Genomic DNA, 14,067 nt, shown 5'->3' on the forward strand with positions numbered 1-14,067 from the left:
TGTCCTCACTTGCCGGCTGCCACCAAGTGCGTCGAAAGAAACGCGGCGATCTCGTTCATGAGTTCCTCATTGGAAAATCCGCGCAATCCATGACCCGCGTCCTGAACCCGCCGCAATACCGTTGGAACGCCGGCCGACTTCAAGGCGTCGTTGAGACGTTCGCTTTGCGAAATGGGCACGCGTGTGTCCTTCGTGCCATGGCAGATTAAAAAGGGCGCGGCTCCCGTGCCCGCATGCGTGACGGGGCTCGCGGCAACCGCCACATCCCGTTTTTCCGCCAGGCTGCCTCCGAGCAGTTTCACGCGGGTGTCGTAAGCAGGCTCCCACATTTCTTTCGCAGTGAAATCCGCGGGGCCATAAAAATCCACCACCGCTTGAACACGACTGGAGGTTTGCAGGTTTTCGCCAACGTCAAATTTCCGAACATGCCCGGTCACTCCGAGCAGGGCTGCGAGGTGCCCGCCCGCCGAGCTTCCCCATGCGGCAAAACGATTGGGATCGAGATTATATTCCCCGGCACGGGAGCGCAGCCAGCGCACCGCCGCCTTGCAGTCCTCGATTTGGGCGGGAAAGGGCGCGGACGAGGTGTAGCGATAATTGATGCTGGCGATTGCGTATCCCCGTTTCGCGAAATCCATCCGCAGGGGAAAGCATGATGTCTTGCTCCCCTTTTCCCAGCCGCCGCCGTGAATCCAAATGATCAGGGGAAACGGTTTTTTCGCGCCGGCATTTTTCGGAACATAGAGATCGAGTGTCTGGCGTTTGCCGCCCCCGGTCACGTAAGGCATGTCTCGATAAGCGGTGACATCGGGCGGTGTCGCGCCAGCCTTTTGCGCGGACAACCCGGCGGGGGCGCATATTCCCGCGATCAATGCCGCGGCGATTACAGGGACGGCTCGTTTCGATTTCATGGGGATCGGGGTAACGCCGATGGTTTACGCGCCCGTGTTACCGCGCGCCGCGACCCAGTCGATGATCATCCTGTCGTTGTCGCCCGCGCGCCAGACGAGGCCCAGGAATTCCTGCGGCAAAATATCGTGCTGCATGAAAAACCGGCGGTCGCCGCCGCAGCAATACATGAGCGATGACGGCAGCTCGCCGCGCAGCTTCGCGCGCGCTTTCGGCATCAGGCGCGGCAGCCATTCAATTCCGTCGACGGCGTCGGTTTTCGCGGGCATCGAGTCCATGTCGAGCACGACCGTCGACGGCTTGCCGCCCTGCGCGTTCAGGAAGTAGTCGCGCCGCACGAGTTCGATGCCGAGCGCGATGTCGTAGCCGGGCTGTCCGTCGTAGTTGTTATGATCCTCCGCGTAGTCATACATGTTTTGCGCCGTGATTCCGCTGGCGGAAAGAAACGCAATCTCATCGCCGGAAAAAAACGCATCCGCTCCGCGCCGGCCCTCCGCGTAGAGCGAAACCGCCTTGTCGTAAATCGCGCGAAATTGTTTGGGGAAGTCGTAGTGTTTCATGGGAGTCTGGATAAATTGTTTACCGAAAAACAAAAGACAAACCAAACGATGCCTCCCTTGTCTTGGATTTTGCCACGGGCGCCGGGTTTGTCAGCCGGCCCGGGACAGATGTGTTGCGGATTTTCGATTCGCGTTTTCAGATTTTGAAAATGCCGCCGCTCCCCACAATCGTCCACCTCGATGCCGATGCGTTTTTCGTGTCGGTAGAGCAGGCGCTTGACCCGACGCTCAAGGGAAAAAAAGTCGCGGTCGGCGGGCGCGAGCGCGGCATCATTTCATCGGCAAGCTACGAGGCGCGGGCATGCGGCGTCTACACGCCGATGCCAACGGCGCGCGCGCTAAATGTCTGCCCCGATTTGATTCTTGTGCGCGGCTGCGGCAGATACGGCGAGTTCTCGCGGCGGCTTTTTGACCTGTGCGAGGAACTCACGCCGCTGGTCGAGCGCCGCTCAATCGACGAGGGTTACATTGACCTGACTCCGTGCGGTTTCAAAACGCGGGAGGCCGTCGTCGCGGCGGTGCGTGGATTGCAAAAAAAAATCACCGACACGATTGATGTGCCGGTGTCGTTCGGCCTGGCGACAAACAAGCTCGTCTCGGCCCTTGCGAGCAAACTTTACAAACCGCGCGGTTTCATCGTCGTGGACCCGGGCGACGAGGCGGCGTTTGTCGCGCCTCTCGCCATCGGCAAGCTGCCGGGCATCGGCCCGAAGACGGAAAAGGCGCTCAAGGAGCAGGGCATCGCGCGCGTATCCGACGTGCTGGCCCTGCCGGAGGGACGGTTGCAGGCGATCTTCGGCGACGGATGGCGCGACATGCTCGCGACGTGCCGCGGCGAGGACGACAGTCCGGTCGTCACGGAATTCGAGGACGCGAAATCCTACTCCCAGCAAGAAACCTTCGCGCGCGACATCGGAGATTTTGCCGAGATCGAACGCGTCGCCAAGGGAATGATCGACGCGCTCATGCGCGAGATTCGCGCCGACGGCAAACGCGTGCGAACAATCACCGTGAAGGTGCGCCATCCGAATTTCGAGCAGGCCTCGGCGGGCCACTCGCTGCCGCAATCGACCAACCTGGAGCAACCGTTCTACCCGTGGGTCGCGCCACTGTTGAAACAGGCGTGGCAGAAACGCCGCGCGCCCTTGCGCCTGGTGAGCGTGAAGCTGTCCGGCGTGGACAACGGCCCCGAGCAGATGGATTTGTTCGGGGCGCAAACCGACGAAAAACGCCAGCGCCTCGCCGGAGTCGTCGACGCGCTCAACGCCGCCACGCGCCGCCACGGCACACCGGCTGTGATTCACGGCAGCCAGCTGAAAAAACCGTGACCGCGGGCTTCGCGACGCCGCTTCCGCGCGGCGCTCCCCTCATCAAAACAGCCCCGTAATCCAATCCCACAACTGGTTCATCACAACGGCCATCGTCGCGCCGAGAAACACAAGATAAAACACGCCCGCCACGAGCACCGCGTGCCCCAGCATGACAAACACGCCGTCGCGCCCGATGAGCCCGCTCGCCACAAACATGATCGCCCACGCCGGAAATGTGTTCGAAAACGGCACCGGCAGCGGCAGCAGCAAATACACCCCCGCGAGCAACAACCCGAACACATGAAGCCGCTCGCGCGCCGGCGTGGCGAGGATCACCGCGGCGCGCCCCGGATGCAGCCAGCGCTCAATGCCCTTTGATATTCGCGCCGAAAAACGCACGAGCTTGTCGTGCACCGACGGCGAAAAACGGGCGTTGAGAATTTTTTCCGAGAACCGCGGCTCGCGCCCGCGCAAGAGCGAAATCGCGACCACCACAATCGCGAACCCAAATGGCGCCGACACGGGAATCGGATTGGGAACGGTAAAAAGCAGTGCGAGCAAAATGATGAGCAGCAGCGGCGCATGCGCGCCAAGCACGCCGACCATGTCTCGAAACAACATTGGCTTGCCCGCAAACACATTGTGCAGGTAGGCCAGTTGCTCGGACAACTTGGCGTCCTTCGGAAACGGCGGATGCGGCGCAGCCTGCGGTTGTTCTGCGGATGCCTCGCTCATGCCGTGGCCATCGAATGCGCGCCAAAAAAAAACGCGCGCGCCTGTTGTGTGAGGTGTGTTTTCACGCGTTGCCGCGCGCGACACGCCAGATTGCAAGGCAGCGGTCGAGCAAGGCCGCCAGTTCGCCCAATGGCACCATGTTGGGACCGTCGCTGATCGCCTCGTCGGGATTCGGATGCGTTTCGAGGAACAGTCCGTCCGCGCCGGCGGCGAGCGCCGCGAGCGCAAGCGGCCGCACAAACTCGCGCTGCCCCCCGCTTTTGCCCCCGCCGGCGCCGGGCAGCTGCACGCTGTGCGTGGCGTCAAAAATCGCGGGCAGCCCGTTGGCCTTCATGATCGCAAACGAGCGCATGTCCACGACGAGGTTTTGATAACCGAATGTCGTGCCGCGCTCCGTCTGCCAGATTTCGCGCCCGGGATGTTGCGCGCTTTTTTCGCCGCGCAGCTTTGCAACCACATGAGCCATTTCCTGCGGCGAAAGAAACTGCCCCTTTTTCACATTCACAACGCGCCCCGTTTCGGCGGCGGCTGCGAGCAAGTCGGTCTGGCGGCAGAGAAACGCCGGTATCTGCAACACGTCGCACACCTCCGCCACGGGCCGCGCCTGTTCGCGCTCGTGGATGTCGGTGAGCACGGGAAAACCGTATTCGCGTTTGATGAGCGCGAGCAAACGCAATCCCTCGTCCATGCCGGTGCCTCGCGGACCGGAAATCGACGTGCGGTTGGCCTTGTCGAACGACCCCTTGAACACGATCCGCAAATCGGGCCGCGTCTTTTGCATGCGGGCCAACTCCTCCGCGACCGCGCGGCAAACGCCCTCGCTCTCAAGCGAGCACGGTCCGGCAATGAGCAATAGTTTTTCAGGATCAAAAATCATGACCACAAACCTCGGAGCAACTTGGGAAAAAACGCAAGAGCCGAGCCGCGGCGGTCGCGCGGATGCGCCTTTTCGAGCGTTGGCGACAATCCGCCAACCACCCCGCCCTTCGCACCACTTCGCGGAAAAGCGCGCTACCAGCCGGCGCGCAGCAAGTCGTCAATGTTGTCCGACTCGGCGGTGATGTCCGTGAACAACCATGTCGAAAGGTAACGCTCGCTGCACGAGGGCACGATCACGACGATCAGTTTGCCTTTGTTTTCAGGGCGTTTCGCGACTTCCAGCGCCGCCCAAATCGCCGCTCCCGATGAAATGCCCACGGGGATGCCATCGGTGGTGTTCACCTCCTTCGAGATGGGCGCGGAATCGGTGTCCTTCACGCGAATGATTTCGTCGTAAACTTTTGTGTTGAGCACCGAAGGCACAAACCCCGCGCCCAAACCTTGCAGCTTGTGCGGGCCGGGCTGGCCGCCGGACAAAACAGGCGACGCATCCGGCTCGACCGCGATTATCTTCACGCCGGGTTTGCGCGACTTGAGCGTCTCGCCGATGCCGGTGATCGTGCCGCCGGTGCCGATGCCCGCCACGACAATATCGACCGCGCCATCCGTGTCGCGCCAGATTTCCGCCGCGGTCGTTTTGCGATGAATTTCCGGATTCGATGGATTGGAAAATTGCTGGAGAATCACGCTGTTTGGAATCTTCGACGCGAGCTCCTCTGCCTTTGCAATCGCGCCCTTCATTCCCTTCGGCCCCTCGGTGAGCACCACGCGCGCGCCAAGCACTTTCAACAGCTTGCGGCGTTCGAGCGACATTGTCTCGGGCATCGTGAGAATGAGCTTCAGGCCCTTGGCGGCGGCGACAAACGCGAGCGCGATGCCGGTGTTGCCCGAGGTCGGCTCGATGAGCACGCTGTCCTTGTTGATGCGCCCGCTCTTGAGCGCGTCGTCGATCATCGCAAACCCGATGCGGTCCTTGACGCTGGCAAGCGGATTAAAAAATTCGAGCTTGAGCACGATGTCCGCAAGCGCGCCATGCGCCGCCGCCGTCCGGTTGAGGCGGACGAGCGGAGTGTTTCCAATGGTCTCGGTGATATCGTTGTGTATTTTTTTTGCCATGAGTATGTTTTCCAGAACAGCCGATCATCCTACACTCAAAACGTGATTTGCGCGCGCGTCAGGATCACTTTTTCCCCTTTTTTAAGAACGGTGCCGGTGGGCGCGGCGAGGCCGCTGTCCTTGGGATCGGTCTGGTTGTAGTCGACCGAAAAGCGCACGGCCCTTGTCAGATACCAATTAAGCCCCACGCCCCACGACGACGCCTCCGTGGCGCTTTCCGCGGGGTTGGCGAGAATCGGAAAAACATCGTTGTCGACATCGATGTGATCATAGCGCGCAACCAGCTCGAACGCGCCCCATGTGCCGCGATCCACGCTGAACGGACGCGCGGGAGTGACGCCGTCGTAGCCGGCATTTTCCCCCGTGAGCACCCAGCCCGACGTGACCTGCCAGGCCTTGTTTGTGATTCGCATGGCGTCCTGCCCGGCGCCGGGACGGATGTGCGTCGTGGATGTCACATACTCAGCGAGAAGCCCGAACGGGCCGTAATAATAATACGCCTGCGGCGAAACGCGCCAAATTTCGCCGGTGTGCGTTGGAAGCGACGTGTCGTAATTGCCCGCCCCGTTGTCCGACGCATACATGAAAAGCGTCTGCAGCCCGCTGGTGCGGTATCCGGCGGTGAGGCCCTGCCTGGTATTCTGCCGCCCGTGGCTGCCCGCGATGCCAATGCCGAGCCCCGCAAGCGGCGAGTCTTTTAACGATTTAAACGGATGCGCAAAAATCCGCGCGTAGACATCCTTGTCGTCATCGGAATCCGTGTTGTCCTGATTGCTGCGCCCGTCGCCAACTCCATTAAAAACGCCCACTTGATAATCAAGCGCGCCGCCAAAAAAACTGCCGCCGAGCTGCACGCCGATGTCGCGGCTCGGCGCGATCTGCGCGATAAACGACGGCTCGGTGAGCGCAGCCCACGAGTCGGACTGCAACCGTGCGAGGCCGAAAGGCGCCTTGAATTTACCGATCTTCAATTGAGCGGCGCGGGCGAAATCCACACTCACGTTCGCATCCATCAAAGTGAAAGTGCTGCCGCCGTATTCCGGGACGAACTGGAACCGGAAAATATTGGAAAATTGCCCCTCGAGCATGACACGCGCGCGCCGCAGCACAAAACTGTCGCGCCCCTTCGCGCCGCCGTCGCCATACCAGCGCGAATCGGCCTGCATGAGCCCGCGCAAACGCAGGCGATTGGAATCGTCCGCCGACGCCAGCGTGAACCCCTTGTCGTCCACAATGACCTTCGCCTTTGCCGCGGACTCGGCGGCGGGTTGTGCGGGAGCTGCTTGCGAAGCCGCGGCCGGTTGCGCGGCGACTTGTTGTGTTGCCGCAGCCTCCTCCTTGCGCAATGCCTGCTCGCGCTCTAGCACCTGCAACTTTTGGTCGAGCGCGTTGATCATCGCCCGCAGTTGCTTGATTTCCTCGTCGCGCGAATCCGCGAACGCTTGCGAAGGCCCAAAAACGGCAACTGCAAAAAATGCGAGCGCCAACGCGCACGGCATGCCAAAAACCGATTGTTTTCTGAGGGAGGTAATCATTTTTGTGATAAAACGAACTTAGTTTGATGGGGAATGGTAACGATGTCACAACACCACCCGCAAGCCATCGTGCGCGGGGGCGACGTTTTTCGGCAACTGCGACGCCAACTCTTCGTGACCGACCAGATGCGTAAGATGCGTCAGGTAAGTTTGCGGCGCGCCGATTTGCCGCGCCACGGCGACGGCCTCGGCGGTCGTCATGTGCGAGGGATGCGGACACGGACGCAACCCGTCCAGCACCACCACGCCGGCGCCGCGCGCCAGTTCAATCGCCGCCGCCGGCACCTCCTTGCAATCCGTGTAATAAACAAACTTCCGTCCGCTGCTGCGCTCCGTAAAAACCAGGCCGAGCGTGTTCAGCGCGCCATGGGGCAGCGGCACGCTTTCGATCACTCCTTGAGGCAATTCCATCCTCGCGGGCATTTCCCTTAAATCGAAGGCGGCATAACCAACGGCGGCGGGACGGTCGCCGATTGCATAGGGGAAAATGCTGCGTATCCGCGCCATCCCGTCCTCGCGCGTCGTGTAAACCGGCAGCGCCGTGCCGCCGCGCAAATCACAAAACCTCCGCAAATCATCCATGCCGGCGATGTGGTCGGCGTGGCCGTGCGTAAGGATGAAAAAATCCATCCGGTTGATATTTTCCCTCAGGCACTGCACGCGAAATTCCGGCGACGCGTCCACCTGCACATGCAACCCGTCCATGACCACATGAATGCTTGAGCGCGCGCGCCGGTCTCGCGGATCGTCCGACGCGCAAACCTTGCAATCGCACGCGATCATCGGAACCCCCTGCGAGGTGCCTGTGCCTAGAAAAATGACTTCCATTCGCTCAACGCAGTTCGCCAACCCGAAAACAGTCAAGCCTCCGCGCGACGGCCCGCCCCAAAAAGAATCACGTCACTTTATATTTCAGCAACAGCGTGTCGGACGAAAGCCGCTCGCAATCCAGCAAGGCCAGCTTCACATCCACCGCCTGCGTTGTCAGTGGCACGCCCGCGCCAAAAATCCTCGGCTCCACGGTCAGCCAAACTTCGTCAACAACGCCCGCGGCCAAAAACGCGCCGTAGATTTGTCCGCCTCCGAGCAGCGCGCATCGCGTCTTTCCCCGCGCTTTCAGCCCCGCGATGATTTTTTCCGGCGACTCGCGGGAAAACTCCAGCACGCCTGAAACGCTCTCCCGCGGGTCTGTCGCGCCCGACCGCCGGGTCATGATTATTTGCAGGCGGCCGTCGTCCTTGCGCCCGCGTATTGCCTTTTCGGACACACGAAAGGTCTCCCCGCCCATCACGCTGCAATCAAACCCGCGCAACACCTCGCGAAAATACCGCCGATCCGCCGACGAGGCAAACGTCGCCCCTTTCACATCATGAAAAGTGATGCGCCCGTCCAGCGACTGCGCCGCGATTAAAATGACCCTCAAAGACATGCCCGCAACGCTGCCGCCTCGCGCGCTTTTGCACAAGCGCGCGTTTTCGGAGCCCGCTTTTCGCCGCCAAAAACACTTTTACCTCCCCTCTTGTTTTCCACCGCGTTTTTTCCCAACATGTGCGCAATCATGTTTCAACCGACCAAACTCATCCGCGCCGGACTCCTGCTCGCGGCCGCCATTTTTGCGATCAATTTCGCGCCCGCGCAAAGCCTCAACGTCGAAGTCGCCAACATGCGCCAGGAACTCATCCGCCTCCGCGAGCAGGTCGGCGAACTCCAGCTCGAAGTCGAGTCGCTCCGGCGCGAAGTCAGCGAAACGCGCGCCTCGGCCGCCGCCGGCAAACAAAGCTACGCCACCGTCAACCAGCTCCACGACGCCATCGCCGAGATCAACCGCCTCATCAAGGACTCCGGCGTCGCGACCAAGGCCGACACACTCCGCACCGTCAGCTCGCAAATGGACAAGCTCGTCAAGCAAACCAACGACGCGCTCAACACCATGGCCAAAAACATCAACAGCGGGCGGCGCGGCGGCAACACCGCATCCGCCACCGTGCCCACCTTCTCCGACAACTATCCCAAGGACGGCATCAGCTACACCGTCCAGCCCGGCGACAACCTGAGCGTCATCGCAAGAAAAACCGGCGCCAAGACCGGCGACATCATCAACGCAAACCGCATCGCCGACCCCACCAAACTCATGCCCGGCCAGAAGCTTTTCATTCCCGGCGCCAAGGAACCCGCCCCGCCCTCCCCCGTCGCCCCCGCGGCCAACTAAAACACATTTCGCAACCCAACTCACTTTAACATGGCAGCATCAAAATCACGTTTAGGCCGCGGACTCGGCGGACTCATTGCCAAGGCCGCCCCGAAAAATCCGCCCGCCACAACCGCGGCGGCAAAAACCTCCGCGCCGGCAACCGCCGCGCCCGCCGCGCAACACCAAGGCATTCCCGGCTTCATCGAAATCGCCGTCAGCAGCGTCGTCCCCAGCCCCACGCAAGCCCGCCAGGACATCACGCCAAACGAATTGCAGGAACTCGCCGACAGCATCCGCGCCGAGGGGCTCCTCCAGCCAATCGTCGTGCGCAAGCAAGGCGACAAATACCAGCTCATCGCCGGCGAGCGCCGCTGGCGCGCGTTCCAGGTTCTCAAGCTCAAAACCATTCCCGCGCGACTCACCACCGCGAGCGACACCTCCGCCGCCGTCCTCGGCCTCATCGAAAACCTCCAGCGCGAGGGCCTCAACCCGATCGACGAGGCGCAAGGTTACGCCAGCCTCATTCGCGACTTCAAACTCACCGCGGAAATCGTGGCCGACCGCGTCGGCAAAAAACGCCCCACAATCGCAAACGCGCTCCGGCTCCTCCAACTCGACGCCGAGCTGCAGGGCTATGTCGCCACCAACCGCCTCAGCGTCGGACACGCCAAGGTGCTGCTCGGCGTTGACGACGCCGCGCAACGCTCCCTGCTCGCCCGCCGCGTCATCGCGGAGGCGCTCAACGTCCGCGACACCGAGCTACTCGTTCAAAAACACAAGCACGCCGCCGCCGCGACCGGCAAGGGCTCGGCCGCCGCCAAAAACAAAACCGCGCCCGCCGACGCCGCCACCGTCGCCACCATCGAGCGCAAGCTCACCTCGCATTTCGGCTCGCGCGTCGCCGTCCACCACACAGCCAAAAAAGGAAAAATCGTGATCGAATACGCCGGCAACAGCGACCTCCAGCGCATCCTCGAAAAACTCGGCGTGGAAGCCTGAAAATTAAGAATTAAGATTTGTGAATTAAGAAATTCAAACCCACGCATTCCGACACGCTCCACAGCTGCGGCGCGCGATGACGCGCCCTGATCTCACTTCTTAATTCTCAACTCTTAATTTTATTCCATGCCTGACGCGCCCGACACACTTCTCGAAGCCACGCAGGCATACGGCGCCAAGGTGTTCAAACTGCGCCTGCCCTTTGTCGGCGAACTGCGCAAGTATTCGCTCGCCAAGTTCAAGCGCGACCTGATCGCGGGCGCCACGCTCACGCTTGTTTCAATCCCGCAGGCAATCGGTTTCGCGCTCATACTCGGACTGCCGCCCGGCCCCGTCATCACCTCCGTTGTCATCGGCGGTTTCGTCGGCTCGCTTTTTTTCACGTCACGCTACCACGTTTTCGGCCCCACGAGTTCGATCAGCCTTATCACCGCCGCGACCATCACGACCGTCATCGCCGCGAATCCGGGGCTGGAACTTTCCGCCATCCAGCTCGCCGTGCTGATGGCGTTCATGATCGGTGTGATTCAGTTTCTTGCGGGGCTGTTTCAGTTTGGCGAGGTCACTCGATTCATTTCGCTCGCCGTCGTCGTCGCCTATGGCACCGGCATCGGCCTGCTCCTCATGTCGAGCCAGCTGCATCATCTCTTCGGACTTCCCTCGGCGCGGGGCGGCACCTTCGGCGCCAACATTTGGGGCGTGGTCAAGGGCATCGCCCAGGGGCATGCGTCATGGATTCCGCTCGCCGTGGGACTCGCCACATGGCTCGTCTTTGAAATCCTGAGCCGATTGAAACCCAAATGGCCCGAGGCGCTGTTTGGCCTCGTGATAATGGGTTTCGCCGGCTGGATATTCTCGCGCGCAATGATCATCGTGCCCTTCGCCCTCATCAGCGGCGAGGGCGCGCTCGCCGCTCAACTCCCCGCCTTTGCCGGGCTGCATATTTCCGCGGCGGAGGTTTCCGTCATGCCATCGCTCTTCGGCACCTGCGTCGCCATCGCGATCCTCGGCATGCTCGAGGCCACGTCGATCACCAAGAACCTCGCGGCCAAAAGCGGCCAGTCCGTCGAACCGCGACAGGAACTCGCCGGCATGGGCGCGGCCAACATCGCCTGCGCGCTCTTCAGCGGGGTGCCGGGCTCGTCGTCGTTCGCCCGATCCGCAACCAACTACCAGAGCGGCGCGGCCACGCAGCTGGCCTCCATGTTCAGCAGCGTCATTGTGATCGTCATCGTGCTCTTCATCACGCCCGCGTTCGGATACATCCCCGTCGCCGCGCTTGCCGCGCACCTCATTCGCGTCGGCCTCAAAATGATCAATCCCTCGCAAATCCGCATTGCGTTTCGCTCCACCCGCGCCGACGCGATCGTGTTCGCGCTCACGCTCCTTTCCTGCCTCTTCCTCCAACTCGACACGGCAATCTACATCGGCATCGGCGTTTCGCTCGCGCTCTTCCTTCGCAAGGCCAGCGCCCCCTCGCTCGTCGAATACACCTTCACCGAGGAGGGCGCGCTCACCCAGCTCGAGGAGGGCGAAAAACGGCGCAACGACGCCATCTCCATCGTGCACGTCGAGGGCGAGCTCTTCTTCGGCGCCGCCGACCTCTTTCAGGAGCAAGTGCGCCTCATGTCCGCCGACAGCAACATCCGCGTCGTCATCCTGCGCATGAAAAACGCGCGCCACCTCGACGCCACCTCGGTCATGTCGCTCCTCCAGCTCCACGAGTATCTGCAAAAAACGCACCGCCACCTCATCGTCAGCGGCATCAACCCCGACGTGGAGGACGTCCTGGTTTCGAGCGGCGCAATCAAGGAAATCGGCCGTGAAAACGTCTTTCCCGCCGAGGCCAACCTCACCGCCAGCACCAAGAAGGCGCTTCTGCGCGCCTCGCACCTCCTGCAAACCACTTCCCCCGACCTGCGTCTCTTCTACGACAAGCGCCGCGAGCAACTCAAGGCCGCCGGCACGCCCAACGCCCCCGCAAACGGCTCTTCGCCGACAAGCGATTATTCGATTTAAAATCGCATCAGCGGTTGTTCCACGGCATTCGAGCGAGCAGGATGCCCATCCCGCACGTGTCGGTGATTCCCGCAAAAATCAGCCCCGCGCCAACAAACACCGGCAGCGCAATCCACGCCGGATGGACAAAATACCCAAGCACCGCGCCGATGAACACCAGCGCGCCCGCGGCAATCCGCACCTGCCGCTCCAGCGAAATCGCCTTGCGCCCGCGAACGAGCGGCAGTCCGGCCGACTCCCAAGCCGCAACGCCTCCGTCGAGAACGCAGGTTGCCGCGAATCCGTTCGCCGCCAGTTTTTCAGCCGCCTTCCGCGCCCGTCCTCCTGAGCGACAAATCAACACGCACGTATCCTTGCCCTCGGCAAGTCTCGCGATGATTTCGGCATCCAGTGAGGAAAGCGGACTCAGGATTGAGCCCTCGATATGCGCCTGATCAAATTCGGCGGGCGTGCGCACATCGAGGAGAAGCGATGTTGTCAGTTGGACGTCATTCGGCGCGACGGCCCGCGAGCCGGATGCGCTTGACGCCGAATTGGCGAAAAAAGCTTTCATGGGCCGCAGGGTGAAACTTGGTTGCGATATGTTCAATCAAACCGATGCAAACAAATTATAAAAAAACTCAATACTTTCACCAAATAGCAAAGCTTCGAAATCACATCACCCGTATCAAAATCATATACAACGCGGTGCCGGTGAATATGCTGATGAGCGGATTGCGTTTCCAGAAATGCAGCGCGGCGGTCACGACCACACCCACGACCACTGGGATCGCGCGCGCGATGTCATGCCACTCGACATCCTTCAGGCAATACGCGACGAGAATCACCATTGTCATCGGCGGAATGTAGCGCTGCAGATACGCGATTCCGGGAGAGGGCGGCCGGTTTCGGAAAAATAGAAACGGCACGAGCCGCGTGAAGAGCGTCACCCCGGCGGCCACAAAGGTCGCAATAATGACTTGGGTCATGTTCAGCATGGCTCAACCCGCTTTCTGAAAATCATGATGCCCGCAACCGCCAGCACGAACGCGAGGATAAGCATGTGCCGCGGCCCGGCGATGAGGATCGCGGCAACCGCGCACACGGCGGCGATTAGAAACGGCAGTTTGTTGGCGCAATGTTTCCATTGCTCGACGAGCAACACCGTGAACAACGAGGTGAGCGCAAAATCGACGCCCTCAAAATCAAACGGAATCGCCGCGCCGATGAAGTAGCCCGCCAGCCCGCCGAGAATCCAATAGAGCTGGTCGAGGAGCGTGATGTAGAAATACGTCTTTGGCCGGTCGAGCGACGCGGGCACGTTGACGGTGCTGAGCAATCCGAAAGTTTCGTCCGTGAGCCCGAAAATCAAGTAGGGCGTGTAGGGTTTGGCGCCCTTGAATTTTTCAAGCAGCGAAAACCCGTAAACCATGTGGCGTGAATTGATGAGAAACATGGCGATGGCGATATCGAGATAGCCGGCGCCGGCGGCGAACATGCCGGCGATGGCGTATTGCGCCGCGCCCGCGTAGATCAACACGCTTGTGAGCAGCACGACATACCACGGATACCCGCAATTGTGCACAATCAACCCGAACGCGCAGCCAATCGTGGAATAGCCGAGCAGGATCGGAATGGTGGTTTTTGCGGCAAAGGATTTTTCGGACATTGAGTGAAAACATCCATGTCCTCCAAATCGCGGCGAAAATTCAAACATCAAAATTATTCCGCATCAAAACTCGGAACCGCGAAGCCCGCATGCCGCGATTTTCGATTCTTCAAATATTGCACGTCGCGTTCGCCGTGATGCGCGTGAAAATTTACACATTTTTTCG

General features: G+C 60.9%; 15 protein-coding genes. 4 read left to right on the forward strand and 11 right to left on the reverse strand.

Translation table 11 applies throughout. The features are described 5' to 3' along the window. Positions 1 to 5 precede the first annotated feature (5 nt). Positions 6 to 911 (reverse strand): alpha/beta hydrolase, encoded by a 906-nt coding sequence (locus M2103_RS03410; RefSeq protein ID WP_277508752.1) that lies wholly within the window; start codon positions 909 to 911, stop codon positions 6 to 8. A 24-nt stretch (positions 912 to 935) separates the two neighbouring features. Then, positions 936 to 1,469: a DUF5069 domain-containing protein gene (locus M2103_RS03415; protein ID WP_277508753.1), complete on the reverse strand. Its 534-nt coding sequence runs from the start codon at positions 1,467 to 1,469 to the stop codon at positions 936 to 938. 149 nt (positions 1,470 to 1,618) lie between these two features. On the opposite strand from M2103_RS03415, the gene M2103_RS03420 reads away from it, so the two are divergent. After that, positions 1,619 to 2,797 carry a DNA polymerase IV gene (locus tag M2103_RS03420; protein WP_277508754.1) on the forward strand — a complete coding sequence of 393 codons (1,179 nt, stop codon included), beginning with the start codon at positions 1,619 to 1,621 and terminating at the stop codon, positions 2,795 to 2,797. A 42-nt stretch (positions 2,798 to 2,839) separates the two neighbouring features. On the opposite strand, the gene M2103_RS03425 is transcribed toward M2103_RS03420, so the two are convergent. The 6 genes from M2103_RS03425 to M2103_RS03450 form a co-directional block, all read right to left on the reverse strand. Further along, positions 2,840 to 3,514: an exopolysaccharide biosynthesis protein gene (locus M2103_RS03425; protein ID WP_277508757.1), complete on the reverse strand. Its 675-nt coding sequence runs from the start codon at positions 3,512 to 3,514 to the stop codon at positions 2,840 to 2,842. Between the two features lie 61 nt (positions 3,515 to 3,575). Further along, complete coding sequence (gene kdsA, locus M2103_RS03430; RefSeq protein ID WP_277508758.1) at positions 3,576 to 4,391, reverse strand: 3-deoxy-8-phosphooctulonate synthase; 816 nt, start codon at positions 4,389 to 4,391, stop codon at positions 3,576 to 3,578. A gap of 134 nt (positions 4,392 to 4,525) precedes the next feature. Next, positions 4,526 to 5,509, reverse strand: a complete 984-nt coding sequence (gene cysK / locus M2103_RS03435) for a cysteine synthase A (protein WP_277508759.1) — start codon at positions 5,507 to 5,509, stop codon at positions 4,526 to 4,528. Positions 5,510 to 5,544: 35 nt separating this feature from the next. Continuing rightward, positions 5,545 to 7,044, reverse strand: a complete 1,500-nt coding sequence (locus M2103_RS03440; protein ID WP_277508760.1) for a porin — start codon at positions 7,042 to 7,044, stop codon at positions 5,545 to 5,547. 45 nt (positions 7,045 to 7,089) lie between these two features. Continuing rightward, positions 7,090 to 7,872, reverse strand: a complete 783-nt coding sequence (locus M2103_RS03445) for an MBL fold metallo-hydrolase (RefSeq protein WP_277508761.1) — start codon at positions 7,870 to 7,872, stop codon at positions 7,090 to 7,092. A gap of 67 nt (positions 7,873 to 7,939) precedes the next feature. Next, positions 7,940 to 8,473 carry a dihydrofolate reductase family protein gene (locus M2103_RS03450; protein ID WP_277508762.1) on the reverse strand — a complete coding sequence of 178 codons (534 nt, stop codon included), beginning with the start codon at positions 8,471 to 8,473 and terminating at the stop codon, positions 7,940 to 7,942. Positions 8,474 to 8,602: 129 nt separating this feature from the next. Between M2103_RS03450 and M2103_RS03455 the strand changes: the two genes are divergently transcribed. From M2103_RS03455 to M2103_RS03465, 3 genes are all read left to right on the forward strand, one after another. Continuing rightward, positions 8,603 to 9,253, forward strand: a complete 651-nt coding sequence (locus M2103_RS03455) for a LysM peptidoglycan-binding domain-containing protein (RefSeq protein ID WP_277508763.1) — start codon at positions 8,603 to 8,605, stop codon at positions 9,251 to 9,253. Between the two features lie 30 nt (positions 9,254 to 9,283). Next, the gene (locus M2103_RS03460) at positions 9,284 to 10,234 is read left to right on the forward strand and encodes a ParB/RepB/Spo0J family partition protein (RefSeq protein ID WP_277508765.1); all 951 of its coding nucleotides are present in this window, start codon (positions 9,284 to 9,286) and stop codon (positions 10,232 to 10,234) included. 126 nt (positions 10,235 to 10,360) lie between these two features. Next, positions 10,361 to 12,253, forward strand: coding sequence for a SulP family inorganic anion transporter (locus M2103_RS03465; RefSeq protein ID WP_277508766.1), 1,893 nt, complete (start codon positions 10,361 to 10,363; stop codon positions 12,251 to 12,253). 7 nt (positions 12,254 to 12,260) lie between these two features. Here M2103_RS03465 and M2103_RS03470 read toward each other — a convergent pair whose 3' ends face one another. From M2103_RS03470 to M2103_RS03480, 3 genes are all read right to left on the reverse strand, one after another. After that, positions 12,261 to 12,734 carry a rhodanese-like domain-containing protein gene (locus tag M2103_RS03470; protein ID WP_345783535.1) on the reverse strand — a complete coding sequence of 158 codons (474 nt, stop codon included), beginning with the start codon at positions 12,732 to 12,734 and terminating at the stop codon, positions 12,261 to 12,263. 172 nt (positions 12,735 to 12,906) lie between these two features. Continuing rightward, positions 12,907 to 13,221: an AzlD domain-containing protein gene (locus tag M2103_RS03475; protein WP_277508769.1), complete on the reverse strand. Its 315-nt coding sequence runs from the start codon at positions 13,219 to 13,221 to the stop codon at positions 12,907 to 12,909. A 2-nt stretch (positions 13,222 to 13,223) separates the two neighbouring features. Continuing rightward, on the reverse strand, positions 13,224 to 13,901 hold the full coding sequence (locus tag M2103_RS03480; RefSeq protein ID WP_277508771.1) for an AzlC family ABC transporter permease: 678 nt from the start codon (positions 13,899 to 13,901) through the stop codon (positions 13,224 to 13,226). Between the last annotated feature and the right edge of the window lie 166 nt (positions 13,902 to 14,067).

This window comes from Ereboglobus sp. PH5-5 (genome assembly GCF_029504805.1).
In the GTDB taxonomy this organism is placed as follows: domain Bacteria; phylum Verrucomicrobiota; class Verrucomicrobiia; order Opitutales; family Opitutaceae; genus Ereboglobus.